This window comes from Psychroserpens sp. SPM9, assembly GCF_025153525.1.
Classification (GTDB): Bacteria; Bacteroidota; Bacteroidia; order Flavobacteriales; family Flavobacteriaceae; genus Psychroserpens.
Map to the genome: position 1 here is coordinate 73166 of NZ_JANZNR010000007.1, position 26403 is coordinate 99568.

At 34.6% G+C, this 26403-nt stretch carries 31 protein-coding genes; 17 read left to right on the forward strand and 14 right to left on the reverse strand.

Going from position 1 to position 26403, the window contains the following annotated elements:
* Window positions 1-47: 47 nt before the first annotated feature.
* From N4270_RS14070 to N4270_RS14085, 4 genes are all read right to left on the reverse strand, one after another.
* Window positions 48-446, reverse strand: coding sequence for a rhodanese-like domain-containing protein (locus tag N4270_RS14070; RefSeq protein WP_260097981.1), 399 nt, complete (start codon window positions 444-446; stop codon window positions 48-50).
* 12 nt (window positions 447-458) lie between these two features.
* Complete coding sequence (locus tag N4270_RS14075) at window positions 459-773, reverse strand: rhodanese-like domain-containing protein (protein WP_260097982.1); 315 nt, start codon at window positions 771-773, stop codon at window positions 459-461.
* Between the two features lie 117 nt (window positions 774-890).
* Entirely contained in the window at window positions 891-1499 is a 609-nt protein-coding gene (locus tag N4270_RS14080) for a thioredoxin family protein (RefSeq protein WP_260097983.1), read from the reverse strand.
* A gap of 6 nt (window positions 1500-1505) precedes the next feature.
* Window positions 1506-2030: a TlpA disulfide reductase family protein gene (locus N4270_RS14085; RefSeq protein WP_260097984.1), complete on the reverse strand. Its 525-nt coding sequence runs from the start codon at window positions 2028-2030 to the stop codon at window positions 1506-1508.
* A gap of 108 nt (window positions 2031-2138) precedes the next feature.
* Between N4270_RS14085 and N4270_RS14090 the strand changes: the two genes are divergently transcribed.
* The 13 genes from N4270_RS14090 (at window position 2139) to N4270_RS14150 (ending at window position 12290) form a co-directional block, all read left to right on the forward strand.
* Window positions 2139-2591, forward strand: a complete 453-nt coding sequence (locus N4270_RS14090; protein WP_260097985.1) for a MarR family winged helix-turn-helix transcriptional regulator — start codon at window positions 2139-2141, stop codon at window positions 2589-2591.
* Between the two features lie 16 nt (window positions 2592-2607).
* On the forward strand, window positions 2608-3180 hold the full coding sequence (locus tag N4270_RS14095; protein WP_260097986.1) for a YceI family protein: 573 nt from the start codon (window positions 2608-2610) through the stop codon (window positions 3178-3180).
* Between the two features lie 262 nt (window positions 3181-3442).
* Window positions 3443-4843, forward strand: a complete 1401-nt coding sequence (locus tag N4270_RS14100) for an anthranilate synthase component I family protein (protein WP_260097987.1) — start codon at window positions 3443-3445, stop codon at window positions 4841-4843.
* 145 nt (window positions 4844-4988) lie between these two features.
* A complete protein-coding gene (locus N4270_RS14105; RefSeq protein ID WP_260097988.1) occupies window positions 4989-5552 on the forward strand; it encodes an aminodeoxychorismate/anthranilate synthase component II in 564 nt (187 codons plus the stop codon).
* 94 nt (window positions 5553-5646) lie between these two features.
* Window positions 5647-6639 carry an anthranilate phosphoribosyltransferase gene (gene trpD / locus N4270_RS14110; RefSeq protein ID WP_260097989.1) on the forward strand — a complete coding sequence of 331 codons (993 nt, stop codon included), beginning with the start codon at window positions 5647-5649 and terminating at the stop codon, window positions 6637-6639.
* Window positions 6640-6720: 81 nt separating this feature from the next.
* Complete coding sequence (gene trpC / locus N4270_RS14115; RefSeq protein WP_260097990.1) at window positions 6721-7506, forward strand: indole-3-glycerol phosphate synthase TrpC; 786 nt, start codon at window positions 6721-6723, stop codon at window positions 7504-7506.
* On the forward strand, window positions 7503-8123 hold the full coding sequence (locus tag N4270_RS14120; protein ID WP_260097991.1) for a phosphoribosylanthranilate isomerase: 621 nt from the start codon (window positions 7503-7505) through the stop codon (window positions 8121-8123). The genes trpC and N4270_RS14120 overlap by 4 nt, the downstream gene beginning before the upstream one ends.
* A gap of 151 nt (window positions 8124-8274) precedes the next feature.
* Window positions 8275-9456 carry a tryptophan synthase subunit beta gene (gene trpB / locus N4270_RS14125; protein WP_260097992.1) on the forward strand — a complete coding sequence of 394 codons (1182 nt, stop codon included), beginning with the start codon at window positions 8275-8277 and terminating at the stop codon, window positions 9454-9456.
* 463 nt (window positions 9457-9919) lie between these two features.
* The gene (locus N4270_RS14130) at window positions 9920-10198 is read left to right on the forward strand and encodes a GIY-YIG nuclease family protein (RefSeq protein ID WP_260097993.1); all 279 of its coding nucleotides are present in this window, start codon (window positions 9920-9922) and stop codon (window positions 10196-10198) included.
* Window positions 10199-10346: 148 nt separating this feature from the next.
* On the forward strand, window positions 10347-11117 hold the full coding sequence (gene trpA / locus N4270_RS14135; protein ID WP_260097994.1) for a tryptophan synthase subunit alpha: 771 nt from the start codon (window positions 10347-10349) through the stop codon (window positions 11115-11117).
* Complete coding sequence (locus N4270_RS14140; RefSeq protein ID WP_260097995.1) at window positions 11117-11524, forward strand: DUF805 domain-containing protein; 408 nt, start codon at window positions 11117-11119, stop codon at window positions 11522-11524. The genes trpA and N4270_RS14140 overlap by 1 nt, the downstream gene beginning before the upstream one ends.
* A gap of 102 nt (window positions 11525-11626) precedes the next feature.
* Complete coding sequence (locus N4270_RS14145) at window positions 11627-11773, forward strand: hypothetical protein (protein ID WP_260097996.1); 147 nt, start codon at window positions 11627-11629, stop codon at window positions 11771-11773.
* Window positions 11774-11837: 64 nt separating this feature from the next.
* The gene (locus N4270_RS14150) at window positions 11838-12290 is read left to right on the forward strand and encodes a tRNA (cytidine(34)-2'-O)-methyltransferase (RefSeq protein WP_260097997.1); all 453 of its coding nucleotides are present in this window, start codon (window positions 11838-11840) and stop codon (window positions 12288-12290) included.
* A gap of 6 nt (window positions 12291-12296) precedes the next feature.
* Here the strand turns inward: N4270_RS14150 and N4270_RS14155 are convergent, their stop codons facing one another.
* On the reverse strand, window positions 12297-14066 hold the full coding sequence (locus N4270_RS14155; protein WP_260097998.1) for a hypothetical protein: 1770 nt from the start codon (window positions 14064-14066) through the stop codon (window positions 12297-12299).
* A 9-nt stretch (window positions 14067-14075) separates the two neighbouring features.
* Entirely contained in the window at window positions 14076-17786 is a 3711-nt protein-coding gene (locus N4270_RS14160) for a hypothetical protein (protein ID WP_260097999.1), read from the reverse strand.
* Between the two features lie 351 nt (window positions 17787-18137).
* Between N4270_RS14160 and N4270_RS14165 the strand changes: the two genes are divergently transcribed.
* Together N4270_RS14165 and N4270_RS14170 are read left to right on the forward strand one after the other, a co-directional pair.
* Window positions 18138-19052, forward strand: a complete 915-nt coding sequence (locus tag N4270_RS14165) for a YitT family protein (protein ID WP_260098000.1) — start codon at window positions 18138-18140, stop codon at window positions 19050-19052.
* 44 nt (window positions 19053-19096) lie between these two features.
* Complete coding sequence (locus N4270_RS14170; RefSeq protein WP_260098001.1) at window positions 19097-19510, forward strand: hypothetical protein; 414 nt, start codon at window positions 19097-19099, stop codon at window positions 19508-19510.
* Between the two features lie 40 nt (window positions 19511-19550).
* Here N4270_RS14170 and N4270_RS14175 read toward each other — a convergent pair whose 3' ends face one another.
* From N4270_RS14175 to N4270_RS14185, 3 genes are read right to left on the reverse strand one after another with little or no spacing between them, the layout of a single operon-like run.
* Entirely contained in the window at window positions 19551-19775 is a 225-nt protein-coding gene (locus tag N4270_RS14175) for a VF530 family protein (protein ID WP_260098002.1), read from the reverse strand.
* Window positions 19775-19990: a DUF6500 family protein gene (locus N4270_RS14180; protein ID WP_260098003.1), complete on the reverse strand. Its 216-nt coding sequence runs from the start codon at window positions 19988-19990 to the stop codon at window positions 19775-19777. The genes N4270_RS14175 and N4270_RS14180 overlap by 1 nt, the downstream gene beginning before the upstream one ends.
* Window positions 19991-20046: 56 nt before the next feature.
* Window positions 20047-21333 carry a DEAD/DEAH box helicase gene (locus N4270_RS14185; RefSeq protein WP_260098004.1) on the reverse strand — a complete coding sequence of 429 codons (1287 nt, stop codon included), beginning with the start codon at window positions 21331-21333 and terminating at the stop codon, window positions 20047-20049.
* A 207-nt stretch (window positions 21334-21540) separates the two neighbouring features.
* Between N4270_RS14185 and N4270_RS14190 the strand changes: the two genes are divergently transcribed.
* The gene (locus tag N4270_RS14190) at window positions 21541-22188 is read left to right on the forward strand and encodes a hypothetical protein (protein ID WP_260098005.1); all 648 of its coding nucleotides are present in this window, start codon (window positions 21541-21543) and stop codon (window positions 22186-22188) included.
* Window positions 22189-22190: 2 nt separating this feature from the next.
* On the opposite strand, the gene N4270_RS14195 is transcribed toward N4270_RS14190, so the two are convergent.
* Window positions 22191-22844 carry a uracil-DNA glycosylase family protein gene (locus N4270_RS14195; protein ID WP_260098006.1) on the reverse strand — a complete coding sequence of 218 codons (654 nt, stop codon included), beginning with the start codon at window positions 22842-22844 and terminating at the stop codon, window positions 22191-22193.
* The gene (locus tag N4270_RS14200; protein WP_260098007.1) at window positions 22845-23567 is read right to left on the reverse strand and encodes a tetratricopeptide repeat protein; all 723 of its coding nucleotides are present in this window, start codon (window positions 23565-23567) and stop codon (window positions 22845-22847) included.
* A gap of 89 nt (window positions 23568-23656) precedes the next feature.
* Between N4270_RS14200 and N4270_RS14205 the strand changes: the two genes are divergently transcribed.
* A complete protein-coding gene (locus tag N4270_RS14205; RefSeq protein ID WP_260098008.1) occupies window positions 23657-23782 on the forward strand; it encodes a 30S ribosomal protein THX in 126 nt (41 codons plus the stop codon).
* Here N4270_RS14205 and yaaA read toward each other — a convergent pair whose 3' ends face one another.
* The 3 genes from yaaA to N4270_RS14220 all read right to left on the reverse strand — a co-directional run bounded on the left by yaaA (window position 23783) and on the right by N4270_RS14220 (window position 26278).
* Window positions 23783-24541, reverse strand: a complete 759-nt coding sequence (yaaA, locus tag N4270_RS14210; RefSeq protein WP_260098009.1) for a peroxide stress protein YaaA — start codon at window positions 24539-24541, stop codon at window positions 23783-23785.
* A gap of 228 nt (window positions 24542-24769) precedes the next feature.
* The gene (locus N4270_RS14215; protein WP_260098010.1) at window positions 24770-25804 is read right to left on the reverse strand and encodes an RluA family pseudouridine synthase; all 1035 of its coding nucleotides are present in this window, start codon (window positions 25802-25804) and stop codon (window positions 24770-24772) included.
* A gap of 3 nt (window positions 25805-25807) precedes the next feature.
* Window positions 25808-26278 carry a PASTA domain-containing protein gene (locus N4270_RS14220; protein ID WP_367399963.1) on the reverse strand — a complete coding sequence of 157 codons (471 nt, stop codon included), beginning with the start codon at window positions 26276-26278 and terminating at the stop codon, window positions 25808-25810.
* Window positions 26279-26403 lie beyond the last annotated feature (125 nt).

A 26403-nucleotide genomic window follows, 5' to 3' on the forward strand; every position in this document is an offset into this window, starting at 1 on the left:
TAAATGGTGTGCATAAAAAAACCGAACATAGGTTCGGTTTAATATTATTATTCGAAAGTTTTAACTTCGAGACCTTTAAATTTCCATTTTTCGAGTCCGCCTTCTAAGTCATAAATCTTAACAAAGCCAGCTTCCTTGAGTTTCTTTGAGCATTTACCGCTTCGTCCTCCAGATCTACAGTAGACGACGACAGGTTTTGTTTTGTCTAGTTTTACGATGTCTTCTTCAAACGTTGGCGATTTAAAATCTATGTTTTGAGAGTGTTCGATATAGCCCTCTTTATACTCTTCTTCTGTTCTAACATCTACTAATTGAACATCTTCTAGTTCTAAAAGCGATTGCATTTCTTCAGGAGAAACCATTTTAATTTCACTTTGCTGTTGTTCGGTGCAACTAAATGCCAGGGCAAATAGTGCAAAACAATAAATAAGTACGTTGTTTTTCATTTTGATTGATTTTTAGATTGAAGCTACTTCACCTAACCATTCGTTAAAGCCTCCAATAAGATTATATGTGTTTTTAAAACCTAACTGATTCATTACACTACAAGCTTGAGCACTTCGGCCTCCAGACCTACAATATACATAATAAGATTTTGAAGTATCTAATGCTTTAATCGCATCGAGAAACTCCTGACCCTTATAAATATCGATCGCAATAGCATTAGGAATAATTCCTCCTGCCAGCTCTTCATCTGTTCTAACATCTAAAATAACTGCATTTGAATCTGCAACTAATTGTGATGTCCATTCTTGTTGTGTTAAATCAGCCATATTTTTATACATCAATAATCATGCAAATTTAACTTTTCGTTAGGATATTTTAAATAAAGACGAAAAAAAATCCGAAGTGTTACACTTCGGATTCATAAAATTTAAATTATTTAACATTTATACCTTTATAGAACAACCTATAGCTCTTGTTTTTGTTTCTGGTACTGCTTTGCCGTCAAGTAAGGCATCCACCGCATCTTCAACATAGGTTTTTGTAACCGCACTGGCATCTTGGTAATTATCATCAATGGCGCCAATATACTTAACCTGTGGTCCTTTTTTAGTTTTCTCTAACACATAAACATGAGGTGTTTTTGTAGCCCCGTATTGCGGATAAATTTTTTGACCTTTATCCATCAAATAAGGAAATGTAAAGCCTTTAGCTTTTGCTCTAGCTTTCATAGCCTCCATATTGTCTCCAGGTTTAACATCGGTGTTATTTGGCATGATAGCAATAACCGGATAACCTTTGTCTGCATATTTTTTGTTTAAGGCTTCAACACGATCTTCGTAGGCTACTGCGTACGGACAAGTGTTACATGTAAAAATGACGATAAATCCTTTGGCATCTTTATAATCGGCCATCGATACCATTTTACCATCAATATTCTCTAATTTAAAATCGGTTGCAATATCTCCAATATCATAACCTGTTCCAACAGTTGTAAATGCCGATGTTGCCACCACTACAACTAATGCTAATATCATTTTTAGTGTGTTCTTCATAATGTGTTATTTAATAAATTGTTGTAATTCGGTTTCTAATTCTTTATAATCAAATGAGCGTTCGTAAAACGCTTTCTTGTTTTTATTGTAAATAAGTGTTGCTGGAATGGCGCCAGACCAATCCTTATTAACTTTTGGGATCCATGTATTAGAATCTACATCGTTTAATACTAAGACTTCACTTTTTAAGCCTTTGGTTTTAAGAAACGGTTTTAGCTTTGTTTCTATTTGCTTCGGAAAGTCTAAACTTACCAAAATAACTTCAACATTTTTTCCTGAATAATTAGCATTTAACTGTTCAAAATAAGGCAATTCTTTAACACAAGGCGCGCACCATGTTGCCCAGAAATTAACCACATAGGTTTTATTCGCATCTTTTTTACTGAGATAGGATTCGAGTTCATTAAAATTAAGCACCTTCAAATCCTCTGAAGACAATTCAGTAACAAAGGCTTGAGATGTTTTAGTTTCTTTTATCTCGCTTTTAAAGCAAAACAGTACTAAGGATATAATGAGTACAGCATATTTCATGTTATAAATTTAAGCATCAAACAACGGACTTCCATAAATTTAACAAAACATTAAAAAATTAAAGGATTTTGTGTTATACATTTGTACATACAACAATTGTATATACATATGTCTATAGAATCAGATATTAAAAGTACCGTAAAGCTCAATGAAAATGACAAAGCAGTTATTAATTTAATCTATACAAATAATTGGTTAAAAGAAAAGGCATTAACAGACTTTAAAGCTTACGATTTATCATCTGAACAATACAATGTATTGAGAATTTTAAGAGGTCAAAAAGGACAGCCCGCAAATTTGAGCACCATTCAAGAGCGCATGCTAAATAAGATGAGTAATACAACCCGCTTGATCGATAAATTATTAAAGAAAAACCTTGTTACCCGTCAAACTTGTCCGACAAACAGAAGAAAAATAGAAATTTTAATCACAGCTAAAGGCTTAGAACTTTTAAGTGAATTAGACGAAAAAGTAAAACAAAGCAACATCAATATTACAAAAAATTTAAACCCATCAGAGCTAACAACTTTGAATTTATTATTAGACAAATTAAGATCATAAACAAAAATTAAAATCAATGAAAACAAACATTTTAAAACCAGCATTTATCATCATTTTAGCAATGTCATTTGCGTCATTTACAACCATCTTCAGTAAAGATGTTAAGGTTAAAGATTCAACAATTACCTGGAAAGGTCATAAAGTAACGGGATCACATGAAGGCACAATTTCATTAAGCGATGGAACACTTAAATTCGAAGATCAAAAACTTGTTGGAGGCCACTTCACAATGGACATGACAAGTATTAATGTTACCGATTTAAAAGCTGGAAAAGGAAAAGAAAAATTAGAAGGTCACTTAAAATCAGATGACTTTTTTGGGTCTGCAAATTATCCTGAAGCCACATTTGAAATCACCAAAGTTGATGGTAAAAAAGAAACGTATACGGTTACTGGTGACTTAACAATCAAAGGTAAAACACACCCGACAACCTTCACCATGACGGTTAAAAACAATACGGCAACAGCCAACTTTAAAGTGGATAGAACAAAATACGATATCAAGTATGGATCGGCTAGCTTCTTTGACGGACTTAAAGACAAAGCTATTTATGATGAATTTGATTTAAATGTCATTTTAAAATTCTAATAAACCCTAGATTAATAGCAATTATTGACGAAAAAGATTCCTAAACATTGGGAATCTTTTTCATTTTTATGCAATTAAATTTGAAAACTAAAATTTGATGGCTATATTTGAACTTTATAATTACAATGAATACAAATTTAAATCATACTTGGTGGTGGAACTCTCGAAACAACAACTTCGTGAACTAACCCTATAGGTATATTTTAAAATAACATATCAAAAAGGCTTGTCATTCACGACAAGCCTTTTTTAATACAATCAAATGAAAACATTTAGTTTATATACACATTACAAAAAAATATTAGCAGACACCATAACACCGGTGAGCATTTATTTAAAAGTTAGAGATAAATTTCCAAACAGTATTCTTTTAGAAAGTAGTGATTACCATGCCAATGATAACAGTTTTTCATACATCTGCTTCAATCCTATTGCTTCTATAAAAGTTAAAGACAATTGTATTGAACAAAACTATCCTGACGGCAGTTCTAAAACTAATAATGCCTTAAACATTTCAGTAACCGAAGAAATACACAAATTCACAAAGCGATTTAAAGTGAATTCTGAAGAAGACTTTAAATTTATAAACAATGGTATTTTTGGTTATACGGCCTATGATGCAGTAAAATATTTTGAAGATGTTGAGATAAGCAAAAAACCTAATTCTCTTGATATTCCTGATATTTATTATGCAGTTTATCAAAACATAATCGCCATTAATCACTTTAAAAATGAAGCCTATATTTTTGCACATTGTTTTGAAGCTGAAAATAATATAGACGAGGTTTTACAATTAATCCGTTCTAAAAACTTTGCATCTTATACCTTTAAAACCGATTCTGATATTTCATCCAATCTTACCGATGACGAGTATAAAGACCACGTAGAACTCGCTAAAAAGCATTGTGCTCGAGGCGATGTTTTCCAACTCGTGCTCTCAAAAAAATTCGCTCAGGCCTTTAAAGGTGATGAGTTTAATGTATATCGTGCCTTAAGAAGTATCAACCCTTCTCCTTACCTCTTTTATTTTGACTACGGGAATTTTAAAATCTTCGGAAGCTCACCAGAAGCCCAATTGGTCGTCAACAATGGCCAGGCCGAAATTCATCCCATCGCAGGCACATTTAAAAGAACGGGAAATGATGAAGACGATCAAAAATTAGCCAAGCAACTCGCTGCAGACGATAAAGAAAATGCCGAACATGTCATGCTCGTCGATCTCGCTAGAAACGATTTGAGCCGTCATGGCAGCCAGGTTAAAGTTGAAACCTATCGCGAAGCACAATTCTTCTCTCATGTGATCCATCTGGTAAGCAAAGTCACAGGAAGAATTCATGATAAAACGCCAACCATGCAAGTCGTTGCCGATACATTTCCTGCCGGAACATTGAGTGGTGCGCCTAAACATCGTGCGATGCAGTTGATAGAACAATACGAAAAAACAAGTCGCGCTTTTTATGGTGGCGCTATTGGTTTTATGGACTTTAACGGCAACTATAATCACGCCATTATGATTAGAACGTTTATGAGTAAAAATCATAAACTGCATTGGCAAGCTGGTGCTGGATTGGTTTCAAAATCAAATCCAGAAAGCGAGTTACAAGAGGTCTATAACAAATTAGGTGCCTTAACAAAAGCGATTGAAATGGCTGAAGATATTTAAAATTAGGGCGTTACCACAAGGGTCAGGCTTTCGGCAGTCGCTCTCTTTTGAGGAGCTCCAACAAAGCCTCAATCCTTAACGCAACGCAACACTAAAACAAACACAAGTTTAATTAATAAAATTCCCACTTTCATGGGAACTGAACATGAAAATATTAGTAATAGATAACTACGACAGCTTCACCTATAATTTAGTCCACTATTTAGAGGACCTAAATTGCGAAGTTACCGTAAAACGAAATGATAAACTCACGCTTAAAGACGTTGAGGCTTTTCAAAAAATTGTACTATCTCCAGGACCAGGCATTCCTGACGAAGCCGGATTATTAAAAGCTATTATCAAAACCTATGCACCTACCAAAAGCATTTTAGGTGTTTGCTTAGGGCAACAAGCCATTGGTGAAGTTTTTGGTGGCTCCCTTGTTAATCTCGATGATGTTTATCATGGTGTTGCCACTCAGGTTGATATTACTGTAGACGACGAAGTCCTATTCAAAAACATGGAAAAGACTATTGAAGTTGGTCGCTACCATTCCTGGGTCGTACATACCAATTTACCTGAGGTCTTAGAAGCGACTTCTTTTGATAGTAACGGACAAATTATGTCGTTAAGACACAAGGTTTACGATGTTAAAGGCGTTCAATACCATCCCGAATCGGTATTGACACCAAACGGCAAACAAATTTTAGAAAACTGGGTCAATAGTTAACGGTTGTAAAAACCTATGATGCTAGGTCATAAAATATATTGAGACATAAAAATTAAAGTTTAATTAAAAGATTCCCGCTTTCTCGGGAAATACTATGAGGCAAATACTAAACAGACTAATCAACCACGAAAGCATTTCTCGCGAGGAGGCAAAAACGGTATTGGTAAATATTTCAGAAGGCAAATACAATCAAAGTCAAATTGCATCTTTTCTTACAATTTACATGATGCGAAGTATAACTCTTGAAGAATTGCAAGGCTTTAGAGATGCCTTATTAGAACTTTGTATTCCTATAGATTTATCCGACTTTAACGCAATTGATTTATGTGGAACAGGTGGCGACGGAAAAGACACGTTCAACATCTCTACAATCGCATCTTTTATCACGGCTGGCGCTGGAGTAAAAGTAGCTAAACATGGTAATTATGGCGTCTCATCTGCTTCTGGATCATCTAATGTCATGGAAGCCTTAGGGATTCATTTTTCGAATAAATCAGACTTTTTAAAATACGCCATAGACCAAGCAAATATATGTGTTCTCCATGCGCCTTTATTTCATCCAGCTATGAAAAATGTGGCACCAATCCGCAAAGAATTAGGTGTGAAGACCTTTTTTAACATGTTAGGTCCAATGGTAAATCCGTCTTTTCCAAAACATCAAATGGTTGGTGTATTCAATTTAGAATTGCAGCGTATTTATGGCTATCTCTACCAAAATACCGACAAAAACTATAGCATTGTTCACGCTTTAGATGGTTATGATGAAATCTCATTAACCGGAAATGCAAAAATCATTTCCAATACTACAGAAACCATGTTAAGTCCAGCAGATTTAGGATTAAAACAAATCGAACAAAGTGAAATATTTGGAGGGTCTTCAGTAAAACAAGCCGCTAAAATCTTTAAAAACATCATGAATTGTAAAGGTACCGATGCTCAAAACAATGTGGTTTGCGCTAATGCAGGATTAGCCATAGCTACCGTAAAAGGCATTTCGCATCAAGAAGGGTTTTATTTAGCTCAGGATAGTTTAGGAAGTGGAAGAGCAAAAGCAAGTTTAGAGCGCTTAATAGAATTGAGTAAATAATAACTTTAAGCAGTCATGAAGCTTAGGTTATAATAATATAAAAATAATGAGAACCTGAAACCTGTTCAGGTTAACAACAAAATGAACATATTAGATAAAATAGTAAACGATAAACGCATCGAAGTTGACCTTCGAAAGCAACTTATTCCTGTAAAACAACTGGAAGCTTCCGTTTTGTTTGAAAGAGAAACTGTATCACTATCTGATAAACTAAGACACAGCAATACAGGAATTATTGCCGAACATAAACGTCGTTCCCCTTCAAAGCAAGTCATTAATCACAATTTAAATGTTTTTGATGTTGCCAGAGGGTATCAAAATGCTGGTGTTTGTGGTATGTCTGTTTTAACCGATGGCAAGTATTTTGGTGGTAGCTTAGACGATTTACTCACCGCACGAGCCAGTTGCAATTTACCGCTTCTTCGGAAAGAATTCATTATAGACAGTTATCAAATTATTGAAGCTAAAGCTTATGGTGCAGACGTAATTTTACTCATTGCTGCCATTTTAACTAAAGCCGAAATTAAAGCATTTTCAGAATTGGCCAAACAGCTTAAACTTGATGTATTACTAGAAGTTCACAACGAAGAAGAACTCCATAAATCTTTAATGCCAAGCCTTGATATGTTAGGCGTAAACAATCGAAATCTAAAAACCTTTGAGGTTAGCTTAGAAACCAGCAAGCAACTAAGCAAAATGATTCCAAACGATTTTGTAAAAGTTTCTGAAAGTGGCATTAGTAATGTTGAAGCTATTAAAACCCTACAACCTTATGGTTATAAAGGCTTTTTAATAGGAGAAAACTTTATGAAAACTAATGATCCTGGCGACAGTGCTACTCAATTTATAAAAGACTTACAATCATGAAATTAAAAGTCTGCGGAATGAAAACTAAAGACAACATTTTAAATGTTGCGAAATTAAATCCAGATTACATGGGTTTTATTTTCTACAAAAATTCACCACGTTATTTTAATAACGTTATTCCAGAATTACCCGAACATATTAAAAAGATTGGCGTATTTGTCGATGCCACTTATGATTACATAAAAGGCATTATACAGAAACATCAATTACATGGTGTCCAATTACATGGTAACGAATCGCCAGAACTATGCAAACAATTACAAGATCTAAACTGTACTGTAATAAAAGTGTTTTCTATAAAAGATAGCTTCGACTTTAATACTTTAGAACCTTATGAAGACGTTTGTGATTTCTATCTATTCGATACCAAAGGAAAACAACCAGGAGGAAACGGTTTCACTTTTGATTGGAGTGTTTTAAAAAATTACTCATCAATAAAACCCTTCTTTTTAAGTGGTGGCATTGGTCTTAATGAATTAAATAAATTGTTATCATTTTTAAAAAGACCTGAGGCCGTTTTTTGCCATTCATTAGATGTAAACAGTAAGTTCGAAACGAATTTAGGCTTAAAAAACATAGAAAAACTAAAAGAATTTAAAACATTAATTCAAACCTAATGCAAGGTCATGCTAAACTTATTTATTCGTAAATATCTTTCCCTATTAAGATATTCTTGAATCTTTGATTTTAGCATCTCATGAAAATAAATGTATTATAACTATTGAATGTGACTCTTAAAGAAGTTATGAGTGACAAAAAACGAAATAAATGACATACAACATCAACGACAAAGGCTATTACGGTGAATTTGGAGGCGCATATATTCCAGAAATGCTCTATCCAAACGTCGAAGAATTACGCCAGAACTATCTCAAAATAATGGCCGAACCTTCTTTTAAAAAAGAATTTGATCAACTCTTAAAAGATTATGTAGGACGTCCTTCGCCTCTCTATTTCGCCAAACGATTAAGCAACAAATACAACACCAAAATTTATTTGAAGCGTGAAGATTTAAACCATACAGGTGCGCATAAGGTCAATAATACGATCGGACAAATTTTAATGGCAAAACGTTTAGGAAAAACCCGAATCATAGCCGAAACTGGCGCTGGACAACACGGCGTAGCAACTGCAACAGTCTGTGCGCTAATGGGCATGCAATGTATTGTATATATGGGAGAAATTGATATTGCGCGTCAGGCACCCAATGTGGCTCGCATGAAAATGCTGGGCACTGAAGTCCGACCAGCACTTTCAGGTAGTCGGACATTAAAAGATGCTACCAATGAAGCCATTCGCGACTGGATTAATAATCCTGTTGATACCCATTATATTATTGGAAGCGTTGTTGGACCGCATCCTTATCCTGATATGGTTGCGAGGTTTCAATCGGTGGTTTCCGAAGAAATTCAGTGGCAACTCAAAGACAAAGAAGGCACTACAAAACCTAATTATGTCATAGCCTGTGTTGGTGGTGGCAGCAATGCCGCAGGTGCGTTTTATCATTATCTGGACGATACAGAGGTGAATCTTATAGCAGTGGAAGCAGCTGGTAAAGGGATTGATTCTGGTGAAAGCGCTGCTACCTCAGCCTTAGGTCGTGAAGGTATTATTCACGGAAGTAAAACACTGTTGATGCAGACCAACGACGGACAAATTACAGAGCCCTACTCTATTTCGGCGGGCTTAGATTATCCTGGAGTTGGCCCAATGCATGCACACTTATATACATCTGGTCGTGCCGAATTCATCTCAATTACCGATGATGAAGCGATGACTGCTGGTTTAGAGTTGAGTCAGCTAGAAGGGATTATTCCTGCGATAGAAAGTTCTCATGCCTTTGCGGTTTTGGCTCAAAAAAAGTTTCAACCTGAAGATATTGTAATTATGAATCTTTCAGGTCGTGGTGATAAAGATTTACAAAACTATATCGATTATTTTAAACTGTAGCAGGATGGCGTTACCACAAGGGCCAGGCCTGCCTGTCGGCAGACAGGCTTTCAAGGCTCGCTATCAAAGATGAGCTCAAATAAACCTTTCAATCCTTAACGCAAAAAAAATACTAATCTAAACCTCAAACAAACTCAGAATAACAAATAATAAAAATCAATTACGTCATGCTGGACCTTGAACCAATTCAAAATAACAAAAAAACCAACCAAGCACGTCATGCTGAATTTATTTATTCATAAATATCCATTTTAGCTTAAGGTATTCATGAATCTTTGATTTCAGCATCTCACTAGAAATAAAAAAACAATCAATTGCGTCATGCTGAACTCGTTTCAGCATCTCACTAGAAAAAGAACAACAATAAGTACTAATCTTAACCTTAAAAAAATCAAGAATAGTAAATAGAAACCAACCAAACGCGTCATGCTGAATTTATTTCAGCATCTCACTAGAAAAGAAAATGAAAAGCAGTTACATTTATATCATGACCAATACCTACAGAACAACATTCTATGTTGGTGTAACATCTGATTTAACCAAAAGAGTAACTGAACATCAAAACGGAACTGGCTCTGAATTCACAAAAAAGTACAATCTAAAAGATTTAATATATTTTGAAGAATTCAGTGCTATTGAACAAGCTATAGCTAGAGAAAAACAAATTAAAAACTGGAAGAAAGAATGGAAACTAAATTTAATAAAAGAGAAAAATCCGAATCTTAAGACTTTAATCATCTAATGAGACCCTGAAACAAGTTCAGGGTGACGACTCGTTGTATCCAATCGTCATACTGAACCTTAAACAAACTCAGAATAACAAAAAAACCAACCAAGCACGTCATGCTGAATTTATTTCAGCATCTCACTAGAGAAGAAAACGAAAAACCATGAACAGAATAAATAAAAAACTACAAGAAGACAAAAAGCTACTCTCCATATACTTTTCAGCGGGATATCCAACCCTAAACGATACCGTTAGCATTATCCAAAATCTTGAAAAAAGCGGAGTCGATATGATAGAAATCGGCCTGCCATTTAGCGATCCATTAGCCGATGGCCCAACCATTCAGGCGAGTTCTACGCAAGCCTTAAAAAACGGCATGACCACCGAAATACTTTTCAATCAGTTAAAAGACATTCGCAAAACCGTTTCAATTCCGTTGATTATTATGGGCTATTTTAATCCGATCCTCCAATATGGTGTGGAAGCTTTTTGTAAAACCTGTAAGGAGATTGGTATTGACGGACTCATCATACCCGATTTGCCTATCGATGTCTACAACGAGCAGTATAAATCCACTTTTGAAACCTATGGTTTGATTAATGTTTTTTTAATCACACCTCAAACCTCAGTAGAGCGCATAAACTTTATTGATTCTATTTCTAACGGATTTATTTACATGGTAAGCTCAGCAAGTGTCACAGGAAGCAGTAGTGGTTTTGGAGAAACCCAAACTTCATATTTCAAACGTATTGCCGGTATGAATCTAAAGAACCCTCAAATTGTTGGCTTCGGAATTTCAAATCACGAGACCTTTTCGCAAGCCACGCAATACGCAAAAGGCGCCATTATTGGCAGTGCCTTCATTACATTTTTATCAAACCATGGTATTAAAGATATTAGTAAATTTACCCAGGCTATTTTAAACAACATCTAATGTATTGGTACTTAAAGGTAATTCGTGATAATTATGCCAATTTTTCTGGTAGAGCCAGACGTAAAGAATATTGGATGTTTGTCTTAGTACAATTGATTATTGTTATTTTAGTCATGCTTTATGCCTCACTGGTTGATGATTTTTTTGGAACTCCAGTAGTAGGTTCAATTTTAGGTTTTTATTTTCTTGGAACCCTAATTCCTTGGTTGGCACTTAATGTAAGACGCTTACACGATATTGGAAAAAGTGGCGGCTATTTATTTGTCAATTTCATTCCTATCATTGGTCGTATTTGGTATATTGTACTTGTCGCTACTGAAGGCACCTACGGTCCAAACAAATTCGGTCCAGACCCAAAAGACGACTACGAAGACGATATTGATGATATTGGCGCAATCGAAGAGTAATTCTACTCGCTTTAACAAAATTTGAACAGAATCTTAAGATAGTTTTAATACAATTTCGTAAGCTATTTCTTATATTAAAGTGAATCACAAAAACTAAAAAACATGGGAATTATTAAAGATAATAAGAAATTTAAAAGAAAAACAGAACAAAATCATCCGACTAATCCAGAAGGAATAGCAAGAAAAACAGAAACAAACACTTTCAATATTGATAGTGAAACTATAAAAAAGCAGCAGAATAAAAAATAGACTTTTTTAATGCTGTATCCAGTAAAAGCCTAAATTATTACTTAATTTAGGCTTTTACTATTTTATGGCACTTAACATTGTTTTATTTGAACCCGAAATCCCAAACAACACTGGTAATATTGGCCGTTTGGCTTTGGCTTCCGGATCCAAACTACACCTTGTAAAACCTTTTGGTTTTGAATTAACTGATAGCCGCTTAAAGCGTGCAGGACTCGATTATTGGCAACATCTCGATGTCACCATCTATGAGTCGACAGAAGCCTTTTTCAAAATGCATCAACATAAAGAATTTGCCTTATTCTCAAGTCATGCTACAACATCACATTGGGAAATCCCTTTTCAAAAGGATATGTTTCTTATCTTCGGAAAAGAATCGATTGGCTTACCAAAATCATTAATTAAAAAGTACAATACACAGCTTTATAAAATACCATTGTATAGCAAACACATTAGAAGTTTAAATCTTGCGAATGCAGTAGCTATTGTGGTTTACGAAGGATTAAAAAAGATAAATTAATTCCGTTTATTTTTTTCGATTTCCTGCAGGGACTTCAACGACTTCTTTTTGAGTTTCGCTTGCGTTTTTTGAAAAATCCAAAACCGTTGTTTCATCAATTGAATCAAAATCAAAAACAACCTCATCGACTTCTTCTATTTTTTTCTTTTTGTAACCTAATTCCTGTCTTATGATGCTTATTGTAGAGTAATGTTTTTGACTGAACTGAACTATGGAGTCTACATCATTTAAATTACCAAATTTCACTAAATCTACATCAGCAAATATGGATTCATCGAGATTACGTATGAGCTCTAAAAAATGCATGTTCTCATTTGGAATTGTAAAACTTAAATTATGATTATTGGCTGCTAAAAACGGATACTCTTTTTGTCGCTGGAAATGATCTAGTTGCAATGTATCCCATTTATTTTTTCCAGTTCTTACCCGTATAACATAACCTTTACCCGTTTTTGCTAAACGCACAGAATACACTGACAAAAACACATTAACTAAGTTTAAATTTTTAATATTTTTATTGTTCCAAAACTTGCTGACATTTTCTTTTTTGCTAAAATAATTTTTCAACAATTTAATTGCTGTACCTCTATCCACCCATTTCTTTTTAAGAAACCCTCTTTGCATGGCTTTAAGAAAAGAATCCTGATGAAAAGCTAAAGAATTAACTATTAAAACTTTACCCATATCGGCATCATTTAATAACCTACTCCAAATTCTGTTTCTTAAACTAGTATACATACTAGCTCCTAATTTTTTTGCTTCCTCTAGATTGGTAACAAGTTTTATTAATTCAGTATCTGTTTCAGGTATTTTCCCTTTCGGGTATCTTTGCTTAAGTATATTTACAAGGCGTAGCACTTTTTTTTGTAATACATCCATTTTTTTTATTTTGGCCTTCCAAGCTGTACGATCTCTTTTTTTTGCATGTTTGAGAGCCTTGGCAGTGGCCGAACTTTTAAGCCAAAAATTTAAGCGTTCTTGCATAACTTTAAACGCTACAGGGTTAACAATACCTGTCAGATTTTTTCGCTTTTTTCGTCTTTCTAGACCCGTATGTTTGTCAATTAAATTAGAATCAGGAACACTATTACTTCCCACGTTACTTGGCTTTAATTTCGTTCCAATAGTTTTAGCCAAACCTTTAAAGATACTAGCAACACCTTTAAAAAAGAAAAACTCAAACATTGCTATTCCAAAAAGCACACCTGCTTCATAAACAATTGCTGAATGACCTTTAGCTATTATATTTTCAATTTTGTTGGCATTCTCCAACCCTATTTTCTTTCCAAAATCTCTAAATTTATTCGCATTAGAATGTTGTAATAGCATTAAAAATAGTTCCACTTGCTCTTTAAGTGTACCATCCAAAATAGCAATTATTAATTTGGTTGTCTCTGTCGCACCACTTTTAAACCCTTTAATATAGCCTTTTGAAAAAGGAACTAAATTAAATACTATAGCAGTACCAACAAAGGCAGGATTTACACTTCCGGCAACACCAACTAAAGTCCATTTATCATCAGCATCAATTTCAAATGTAGAATTGGTAGCACCTTCCATAATTCCTTGAAGGAAATTCACCATATTCTTACGAGCTATTTCACTAGTCTTTAAGTTATTTAAAATCGATTGTATAGCATCATCTATATAACTATGTATTTCTTCTTTAGTTAATTCTAGCTTTTGACCTACTTTATCTAATACTTTAGTAGTATCTCCTTTTAGCTTATCGGCTTCATTTGTTAATCTGTCTAAAAAATCAAAGGGCTGTCCCATCCTACTAAATTAATTTACATCAACATCAATATCAGTTTCATTATTAGAGTCTATAACCACTGTTTTCTCTGTATCTGGATCATCATATTGACCATCAATTATTCGTGATGCTTTACGTATGTTTTCTAATTCAATACCTCTAATTTCACTATGCGCTTTAATCACATCTGCAGCTCTATGTCTTAATTTAAAATCTTCTAAAACCGTGTGAGTTCCCGGTAAAGCCTCTATATAGAGCTGACCTGATGGCACTACAATTTCTTCGCTTCTAAATCGACCATCTGCTATAGCGTCCTTTAATAATCCTTTGACAGCCTCAGGATTAACTCTATTTATAGGGTTGTTTGGATTGAGATGTGTAGCGTCTATGCATTTATTGAAATCCATTAAATCTTCAACAGAGTTATCAGATGCTTTAGGATCTGGGTCAACAAGACCATAATGGTCATGCACGTAATCTTGCATCATAAAATGTGTAATTCCATTAGATTCAGTAAGTGGAAAAATAGCATAATTCCCTTTAAAACCTATGAGTCGAGACAAGTCTGCAATTTCTTGTAATTCTTTTGGTGTTCCTTGTTGTGGAGGAGGACATTGGACAGACACATATTCTTCTTCTTTCGTATTTCCAAACCCATCAAACAATATTGATGGTTTTAAAGTGTCTTTTAGCACTTTACATTCCCCTCCTGTTAAAGGTGCTTTCACTGGTAAATCATAAATACGGAAATAACGCTGATCAGCTGGTTCATGTGCCCAAATAGCTTGCATATAGTATAAAATATTTTGCTTAACATGAATTTTAAGTTGATCAATAGAGACTCTACGATTTAACCTTTGTCTTAAAGCTTCAATATAAGCACTGGTCGTACTTTGCAAGCCTTGTAAAGCGTCCCTTAATTTATCATCAACCAGAGCTAAATCACTTTCAGCCCATTGAAGTAATCGATCTGCAGCTTCACTCTTAGACTTAGCCTGTGCTTCTTCTATATTATCACCAAAAAATGACTCCCATAAACCATCTATTGCACCTTCTCTGTGCGCTTCTACCGAAGCAGATGCAGTGGCGCTGTTAAATCCTTGTCTCAATGTATTTCTTAAATTTGTGTGAGTAGAGAAGTCCGATTTTAAATCTTTGACCAAACTCATTTGAGTTTCCCATTGTGCTCTTAAAATCTCTACACCTAATTCGTCACCAGCAAACGAATCTGTCAAGTAATCTAAAGCATCATCTAAACTATCGTCAAGTAGAACTCTTCGTAAAATCCAATCGTGTTCTAACAACCAGGTTTCAGTAATTTGATTAGGTTTTGGAACATCCATAGCAACAAGGATAACTGGAGTTATTTTATACAACTCTTCACTGACCTTAAAACGTCTTTGTAGTTCATAAAAAAGATACGTCACTGTTATTTCATTATTAGGATTAGAGATTTCACCTGTTTCTGTTACTTCCGAACTAAATGTATCTTCTGTAGACACTTCGAGTTTATGTTCATTTTTATATTCTGAAGATGCTTTTCGTACCGCTTCTCTAAAATTCCTTTTTGTACTTGCGGATTCTTGTGATTGGTTATTGGAAAACTGAGTGCCATAAGAAAACTCTCCCGTAAACCCTTCAAATGATGCTGATATACTTCCATTGGTTGTCATCGAAAAATTAGTAGAATGTTGAGCTTTGTTTACAATTTCAGCATCTGCTCGATTGGTTTGATTGGATTCAAAACGACGAGTAGAAATAGAATTCTCTATCTCTTTTTGCATCCTTTTAGTCACTTTTGATTGTTTCTTTTGGAATGTACGTTTCTCACCTGGAGCTAATGGTATAGTGGCAACAAGATCACCTACTTGATAGGACAATGGTTCCCATTTTTGTCTGTAAGTCGCTAATATTCCAAAGTTATAAGTGTCTGGTTTAAATATGTCAAAACGATAACCTTGAGCTAATTTATTTTTAATACCAATGAGCAGCTCCTCAGTTCTACCTATAGATGGTGCATCGCTTTTTACTCTTAGTAGTTTTAAAGCTTCTTCTCTTAAATAGTCTGGTTTTTCACTAGGGTGCCAAATAAACGCTTTATCATGATTTATATAAATTGGCACATTTGCAAAAACTTTTCTTCTAGGGATATCTCCTTGCTTGATTACCTCAACCACAACTTTTCTTAGTGGTCTATTTGTTATTATAACTGTAACTGCTAAGTGTAAAGGATCACTAACAGTCTTCCCTTCTATTGTAATGTTATAGATCCAAAACAGTGTTTTTATTTTGTTCCGTTGTTCTTCAGACAAATACCTCCATTTAGTTATAGATTCTCCCAACCAAGATGCCAAGTTACTGGGAATGGCTGATACTGTTTTAATTTCAGCAACCTTATCGTTTAAAACAGATATTAAGTTTTCTAAATCTTCAATTTCTGTAAAGTCTGCCTGTGCATCTACGCCATATTCTTCTGCTACAATAACAGTTTCAAGATAAATATCTTGTAAAGTTTTAGAAAACTCTCTATCTACAGAAGATGTCCATACATTTTTAAATGCTATTTTAAGCGAATGAAAATCATGAAAGGCAACCGTATCGGCTGGACCGACTTTAATATCTTTATTTAAATTACCATTAATATCTTGATCATTTGGTCGTGAAGGTATCTCTGTACTATTTGAATTTATTGGTCTGTTAATCTCATTGATTAACCATTCGTTAATTTTACTTTTTGGATCAGTTGGATCAACATTTGGTGAAACAGTAGGGTCAGTATTTGTATCACTATCTATCGATTCATCTAATTCTAAATTTGAATGTTCTTCAGAACCACCATCTTCTATAGATTCAATACTTTGAAGCATAGAGACTTTCTTACATGTTGATTTAAAGTCATTTTCTTTATAAAGACCAATACTAGCGCCTTCTGTTAGAATTTGATTTTTTATTGAACCCGAATTTATTGTATCAGGAAGAGCATCTGGATTTTCTGAAATATTTATACCGCTGAGGTCTGGAAAAACTTTACTTAGGGAACTTACTGATATTTGCATGCCTTTCATTGATGGAGTCATTTTTTCCATCTTTTGAAGTCCTTCTTCTATCACTGAGTCCATTATTGGAGCTGAATCCTCTGATGGCAAAACAAATCGTTCTCTTTGTCCATTTTTAAATCTTGATACCTGTAAAATTTTATCAACTAAATTTTTTGCATCAGTTTTAATCTGGCTTCTTTTTTTGAGTATTGGCTTAAAAACCTTATTTAACTCAACACGTTGTATTTCTAGAGTTTCAAAAGTATTCTTTAATATTTGAGCCTCAGTTAGACTTTCTATTTCCTTTGGTGAGTCTAAAGCCTTTTTTTCTTCTGAAATCGATAATTGTTCTGGCTTAATTAATATGATACTTGTATCTGTATTGCCAGATTTGCTGACTTCAAATTGAGCTATATGAATTAAACGCTGTTGGCTTGTTTGACCAATTTTACTTTTACTTTTACCTATATCTGGCGTAAAAACACAGAGCGCAAAATCTGAAGATTTATACTTATCATATAATCCGTTTTCAAACTCAAAACGAAATTCACCTTTATTATTTGTAAAAGTAGAACCCAATCGGAATGATTGCGAGGTGTCCTCGTTCCATTTTTGAAAGTGGATATTGTAAAATGCAACTATTAGATTTGATAATCCCTTTTGTGTTTCTTGGTGTAATATTTTCCCATTTACTGAATACATAACTAAAACTTTTTTTATTGAATAACTTCATTAAAGAGATAGCGTAGCTTATCATTGTCAGAGAATGAGATACAATGTTTTAGCCTTTTGGGAAATGGTATTTTGATTTAAAGCTATTAGAGTTTAAATATACAAAATAATTTGGTTAATTTTTCATTTTATAAAACTGATTACGAATCATTTAAAACAAATTAATCTATTTATTGTAAACCATCATAAAATTAAGTTTGTTCGTCTTTCTGTAATTGTTAATCCTACCGCTACTAAAACAATTTAACTATCTTAGTCCATGAAAATCTTGTCTCAAAACTAGAACATACAAATTAAGACAACTCCAATAACCCATACCTTATGCTAACAAAACGTGCTAAATACTTTCAACTTACTTCAGAATATTTCCAAATTGCTTTAGGCATTATTTTGGCTAGCATTGGTTTAAAAGCGTTTTTATTACCTAACGGATTTTTAGATGGTGGTGTTACTGGTGTCGCACTTTTGATTAAAACTCAGGTTGATATTAATTTATCATATTTACTGATTCTTTTTAGTATTCCGTTTTTAATTCTAGGCTATTATACAGTCTCCAAACGAATTGTCATCAAATCCATAATAAGCATCTTAGGTTTGGCATTATTTATTCATTTTGAAAACTTCATGACCATAACCGATGACAAATTTCTTATCTCCATTTTTGGCGGCTTATTTCTTGGTGCAGGTATCGGAATTGCGATTAGAAATGGTTCAGTTTTAGACGGCTCCGAAATTTTAGGAGTCTTTATTAATGACCGCTTCGGAATTAGTATTGGTAAAGTAATCCTCCTATTTAATGTCATATTGTTTACCATTACTGCCTTTGTGGTTTCTACTGAAGTCGCCATGTACTCCATTCTTACTTATATTGTGACAGCAAAAGTGACCGACTTGGTTATTGAGGGGTTTGAAGATTTTATCGGAATTACCATCGTATCTAAAGAATACGAAAAAATAAAAGCTGCTATTATTACTGAGCTTGGCGCAGGAATGACTTTATATAAAGGCAAAAAAGGCTTCGGAAGCACAGGTGAAATTGAGGATTTTGATATTATTCACACCATTATAAATCGTATTGACATCAAAAAAATGTATCGTATAGTTATCGATATTGATGAACAGGCTTTTATTGTTGAGTTTGATGTTAATAATGTTAAAGGTGGTGTGCTACGTCGTTATCTCAATAAAAAGAAAGGAAAGACATTAGCATTTCCAATTACTGAAAATCAATTCTAATTACTTAATTTTTATTACTTTTAAGAACACTTAACTATATAGCCATGAAAAAATTAGTCGTCCTATTTGTTATTATTCCTCTTCTATCGTTTCAATCTGTGGAAACTGAAATCAGTATCATTGGCAAATGGAAAGGTGAAGACAAAGGCGATATTGGCTATGTGTCTTTTGATGAAGAAGGCTATGCGCTTTTTGAAAGTAACGGTCAAAAAATGGGAGGAAAAGAATTTTTCATGAAAGGTCAAAAGGCAAAATTAACTTACAAACTGAATAGAAAAGTTACACCTATAGAATTGGATCTTATCATTACTATACTAGAATCAGGTGAATCACAAAGTTTACTTGGCATCCTAGAATTTGAAACTAATGACAAAATGCACTTAGCTATCGGGTTTGACGGTTCGGCGCGCCCAACAGAATTCACAGATAGTAATTCTATATACTTTTTCAGGGAATAATGACACTTATTATTTTCCTATAACTAATATGCTAAAGATTTTAAGGTCTTTTACGCAGCATTTCCAAATACATGGCTTCTACCTTAGTCCGCGCCCAAGGAGTTCGTCTTAAAAATTTTAAACTCGATTTTATTGATGGATCGTGAGTAAAACAGCGTATCTTAATTTGATAACCCATATATTCCCAACCGTAATGAGCTTGTAATTCGGTAAGTATCTGCTCTAGTTTTACACCGTGTAACGGATTGTTTTTTTGAGTCTCCATTAGCTATGTTCAACAAGCATTTTAATTTTAACTGCTTTTTCAAAATGATCTAATTGCTGTGTTTTAATCCACCAAGTAGCTGCTTCCATCAATAATTCTGGAGTATCGTTTTTATTTTTAAAAAAGGCATAAAAAGAAACGCCTACATCGGCTCCTTTTTGAGCAATTTTTGTATCGCAAACGCCTATTATCTTTTGCTTTAAAACTTCTGTCATTGTAGTATCAATTAAAGATTGTCACGTCACAGCGAACAACTATAGTCCGTATTTAATTAATTTCTTCGGTCGTTGCGTCGTCTGGAATTATTACTTTTTCGTTTACTAGCATGGTTTTTATTCCTTGAAGACTGTCTTGGATTTGAATTTCGGTTACCGCGTCCTTGCTGCCTGTTTTGACCTGGTTTGATAGGTTCGGTTGATGCATTAGGATCGGGTTCAAAGCCTTCAACAATTTCTACTTCAATACGTTCGTCGATAAGCTTTTCAATACTTTTTAAATACGAGGTCTCATCTGCACTTACCAACGATAAGGCTTGCCCATTAGCTCCTGCTCTACCTGTTCTACCAATACGGTGTACATAATCTTCAGATATATTAGGCAATTCAAAATTCACCACATGTGGTAACAACGGAATATCCAATCCGCGTGCAGCAATATCGGTAGCAACCATCACACGAACACTTCCGTTTTTAAATCCTGCTAATGCTTTGGTTCTTGCTCCCTGACTTTTATTTCCGTGAATGGCCGCAGCACTTATGCCCGCAGAAACCATCTTTTTTGTGAGTCGGTTAGCTCCATGCTTTGTTCTGGTAAATACCAAAACTTGTTTCCAGTTGCCTTCAGAAATAAGCTTAATAATTAAGCCCGTCTTTTTGTTTTTAGCTACCCGGTAGACCTTTTGAGAAATAGCATCAACTGTAGAATTTTCAGGAGTAGCTTCAACTTGAACCGGATTGTTCAGAATACTATTAGCTAGTTTTCTTATGTCTTTAGAAAAGGTGGCCGAAAACATCAAGTTCTGACGTTTGTCTGGCATCAATTTCATAACCCGTTCTATGTCTCTTAAAAAACCCATGTCTAACATACGATCGGCTTCATCTAAAACAAATACTTCAACGCGTTTTATGGATAATAGATTTTGATTTTGCAAGTCTAATAAACGACCAGGAGTCGCCACTAAAACATCAACACCTCGTCGTAAGGTTGCCACCTGAGGTTTTTGATTGACACCTCCAAAAATCACAGCACTTTTAATATTTAAAAACGTGCTATAATCTTTAACACTCTCATAAACCTGAGCGGCCAATTCGCGTGTTGGAGTTAAAATTAAGGCGCGAATAGGTCTGAATTTTTCTTTCGGATTTTCAGACAAATAATGTAATAAAGGCAAGGTAAAACCTGCTGTTTTTCCTGTTCCTGTTTGCGCCGAAGCTAAAACATCTCTTCCTTGTAATACAGGAGGAATGGCTTTTTCTTGAATTGGACTTGGAGTTTCGTATCCTTTTTTACTAATTGCTTTTAGTAAAGGCTCAGATAAGCCTAAAGATTGAAATGACATAAAAATTATTTGGCAAATGACCATCTAATTTATAGCGTCATTCTTTTATTAAGTGCAAAGGTACAGCTAATTTATTCGTTAAACTGAATTTGTACAACTTTCTCAAATATTAATAACCTATAGGCATAAATACCCGTTTAGAAATGTCAGTGAATTTGCTTTATAAAATCCGTTAAAATAAATAGAACTTGAACAAAAGTTACAATCATGTTTAAACAAACCATTGCAGCTAAGCACACAACATTAGACAAAGATCCTCTCGCAAAAGAAAATATGCTTCCTAGAGGCTCAGCACTTGTGACATCATCTGGTGATCTCTCCAAACAAGGTATCGATGCAATCATCCATGCGGCAACTGGAGCTATGACCAAAAGTGGTGGGATTTACGAGCCTACACAAGACTCGATAAAACACTCTGTTCTTAATTCTTTTGAATTATTGAACGCTAACAACTTTAATAAACTTGCAGTTACATTTATTGGAGGTAGCATTTTTGCCGGACGCATTGGCATTACCAATGAAGCCTTAGCCAAAATTATTGTAGATGCTTGCTTTGCTTCAAACCCTGAGGCATCTCAATTTGTTATTGTGATTTACAAGAGTGTTGATGTGGCGACTTTTACTAAAGTGATTACTGAAAATTACCCGAAAGCAGATTTAAAGTCTGTTTTAAAACAAGGCAGTGTTCTCGATTTTAGTCTTCATCAATGTGATACCATTATGAATGCCGCTAATATGGAAGTGAGATTTGGCGGGAATCTTTCAGGGAAAATCGCAACCGCAACGGGTGAACGCACACATATTGATGCAGAAGCATTAGCCGATATAAAAGCATTTTGGGCCTCTAAAAGCTGAATTTAAAGAAACTCGCGATACTGCATGACCCGAAAATCGAAGGTATTAAATTCTGGATTTTTGGCTTTTAAATGTTTGTAAAGCGGAAGTCGGCTGATTGATATATTTGCAGCTCCTGAACCTGAGGTAAGCGATACCGTTTTAATGATGCGTTGCTGTAGTTTAAACTGATGAATTCTAGGCACTTCATTTGACAGTAATTCCAGCTTTTTATCATAGGTTTTTAAATGTCTTCGGAAGAAATATTCGGGGCCATTTTTACTGTTTCCTCCAGTAAATAAAATAGTATCAATATTAGGATAACGCTTGATATAGCCTATCACATCTCTGAGCTTTATATTTTTCATCCCCAAATCGGAAGCATCAATTTTAGCACGTTCGGCACTTTCAACAATATCACAAACTCCTATTTTATGTTGTATTAAAAAAGCTTTGCGCTCATCAATAGCGGCTTGAGAATTATCATATCTTAAATTCAACTGGTGAATTTTGTCAATAAAAAGCCATAAGGAATTGTAATAACTTCCGTAGCAAAAATCCACATCCTTTTCGAGTAAGTCTCCTGTACTAAACCTAGGAGGCGGCAAAGTTCCAACGATGAGTTTAGTAGTATCTTCTTTTATAAATGGCTTATATGGATGCTGGTGTAGAAACAACTACATGGTTTTTAAAAGCTGTTCGACCTCTCTGATTGTTGAACGGTATTTTCGCTTATTTGGAGCTGTCATATGCTGGGATTCATTAAAAATATCGTTGAGCAGTTCTTTGGCCGCTTCTGTTTTATTCTGATCTAATAAATACTGGGCTAAAATCAAGCGTTCTTTATAATTGGAATAACGCTGATCGATGGCTTTTAGATTGGCTTCGGCTGCATCTGTTTGTCCAAGTTTAGCCAAGGCCATACCATAATAAAATTGTGTTCGGCTGCCTTTAAACTCTGAGTGCTCATTGACTTTTTTAGCATAGTATACCACTTGTTCGTAATCTTCTATTAAAAAATAACATTGAATCAGTCTAAAAATGACATGCTTATCGTTATGAAAGTCGTTTTGGATAGCCGTTTCATAGTGTTTGATTGCATTGTGATAATCTTTGATTTCGAGATAGGCATCGGCAAGGTTAACACGATTCTGAAAGGTTTCAGAAAACTCTAACGTTTTTTCTAAATCTCTGACTTTTTTTGTCGGATTAATAATGGTGGTAAGCTCTTCCTGAATTTTATTAACATCACGCTTATTATATACTTGCGTTATCAAATAAATAAGGCAACCTACAGCTGGTAAAAAAATGATGAGGAAAATCCAATACAAATCATTTTTATGTTTGTACATATGATAGACACAAAATACTTGCAAGGCAATGACTAAGTAGTAAAGCATGTGTTAAATTAAGATTAAAGCCTAAAAATACTAAAGTATAGTCTTAAATTTTAATTAACTTAAAGGATATTCATTAAAACCGACACATTATGGGAAAAGGCGATAAAAAATCAAAACGCGGAAAAATAAACCGAGGCACTTTTGGTGTGCGACGCCCTCGTATAAAGAAGCGTCCCAAAACCGAAGATAAAATCAACCCGAATAAAAAAGCCTAATTATCTAGTAAACACCAATTCTGTGTCGCTTGACAAGTCTTCGGAATAACGGTAATTATCATAATCAAACCCTTTGACATCAGCGAGAGTCTTAGCATTGGTATCAATCACATATCTTGCCATCAACCCTCTGGCTAACTTTGAAAAGATAGCAATCGTTTTATACTTTCCATCTTTAAACTCTTGAAATTTAATATTGATTACAGGGACTTTTAACGCTTTGGTATCAATGGCTTTAAAATATTCATTACTTGCCAGATTAAGTAATAACTCGTCATCTTCTAACTCATCGTTTAAAGCTTGTGTAACTTGTTTTTTCCAGAAATCATATAGGTTTTTATGTTTTCCAACCGGGAATTTGGTCCCCATTTCTAATCGGTAAGGTTGGATCAAATCTAAAGGTTTAAGCAAACCGTAAAGTCCTGAAATTATACGCACTGTATCTTGAAGCTTGTCTAACTTTTTAGTGCTAATCGTATAAGCATCTAAACCTCTATACACATCGCCATTAAAAGCATACACAGCAGGCCTTGCATTGGTTTTTGTAAATGGTAAAGACCAGTCTTGATTACGTTCGTAATTTAACTGTCCCAAATTATCTGAAATATGCATGAGTTTAGATAAGCTTTTTGCCGATTTCTTTTTGAGAAGTTTATTTAAACGTTCGGCCTGATTCAAAAAACAAGCTTCGGTAGCTTTAGCCGTTGGTAATTTACTATCGTAGTCTAATGATTTTGCAGGTGACAATACAAGTTTCATAAATCTGAAAATTTTATTTCAAATTTACAATACTGTTAGCGACTTATCAACTAAACGATTTTAAAATTTACGATACTGCAATAATTAAAACTTATCGCCTGCGTTAAGGATGGAGCACTTGTGGAGCTCCTCGAAGAGAGCGACGTGTGAGAGCCTGACCATGACCGAGCCTGAGCACGTGCATGGTAACGCCCAAAGTAGTAACATACTCATTACCTAAAAAAAATGCTATTGCATATGTGTAGCATAATGACGCCACTTCTCTATACATTGCTGCATATCGTCTGGAATTGGCGAATCAAAACTTAATTGTGCTCCTGTTTTAGGGTGTTTAAATCCTAGGGTTTTGGCATGTAAAGCCTGACGTGGTAAGATTTTAAAACAATTCTCTACAAATTGTTTGTATTTGGAAAACGTAGTACCTTTTAAAATACGTTCACCTCCATAGCGTTCATCATTAAATAGTGTATGGCCAATATGTTTCATATGAACGCGGATTTGGTGTGTACGTCCTGTTTCTAATTTGCAAGATACCAGAGTGACATACCCTAAACGTTCAATGACTTTATAATGGGTTACGGCAGGTTTTCCTTTATCGGCATCATCACCTTCAAATACGGTGTTTTGTAATCTGTTTTTGGGATGACGTCCTATATGACCTTCGATGGTTCCTTCATCTGCTTCTACATTTCCCCAGACCAAGGCTACATATTCGCGCTCGCTCGTTTTATTAAAGAATTGCTTTGACAAATGAGTCATTGCCTGTTCGGTTTTAGCAACGACCAGTAAGCCGCTGGTATCCTTATCTATACGATGTACGAGTCCGGGACGCTCACTTGAATTATTAGGTAAGTTTTCAAAATGAAATACCAGGGCATTGATTAAAGTTCCTGAGTAATTACCATGCCCAGGATGAACCACCATGCCTGCAGGTTTGTTAATGACCAGGAGTTCGTCATCTTCATAGACGATATCTAATGGAATGTCTTCGGGAGTTAGTAAATATTCGTAAGGCGGATGCTCAAACAACACTCTAATGTTATCAAAAGGCTTGACCTTATAATTTTGTTTAACCTGAACATCATTAACGTAAATACTTCCGTCTTTGGCGGCTGCTTGAATCTTATTTCGAGTGGCATTCTCAATGCGATTCATTAAATATTTATCGATACGAAGTGGTGTCTGGCCTTTATCTACGGTAAATGCGTGATGCTCGAACAACTCATCGTTATCCTGATCGTTTGATGTATTTATTGTGGTCATTTTTTAGTTAGATCCTCGTTTGCCATTACCTAAAACGACATCGATTTTGGAAGTTAGTGGCAGTAATTCTCCAGCTTTAATCGTTTCACCTTTATATTTTATCGCAATCACTTCCTCTTTTCCAATATCATCAACATAAGTGATTTTTCCAACTTCAAAACCTAAAGTTTCTAAGGTAGGTTTCGCTTGACGGAACGTGCGACGCACAATGTTTGGAACGGCAACTTTACGATAGCCTGACGGATTTAAAGTGAGGTAAATTTTTCTGTTTTCTTTAACCTGAGTTCCTGCTGTTGGATATTGTTCTATAACAGAAAACTTAGGATACTTAGGATTGTAATTTGCAGAATCCTGAATCTCCATCGCCAAATCGTTATCTTCCAGTTCTATTTGAACGGTTTCTAGAGTTTTCCCTTTTAAATCAGGCACCTCAACAAACTCTCCATGATTGGTTGTGCTCTTTAACCATTGCATCGTTATAAACAAAATGACACACAATGTAATAATTGCTAGTCCTAAATGCTTAAAAAATGTTTTACTCTTAAGAAACTGTATTAAACTCATGAACTTAATTTACCTGTTGACAAATATATAAAAAC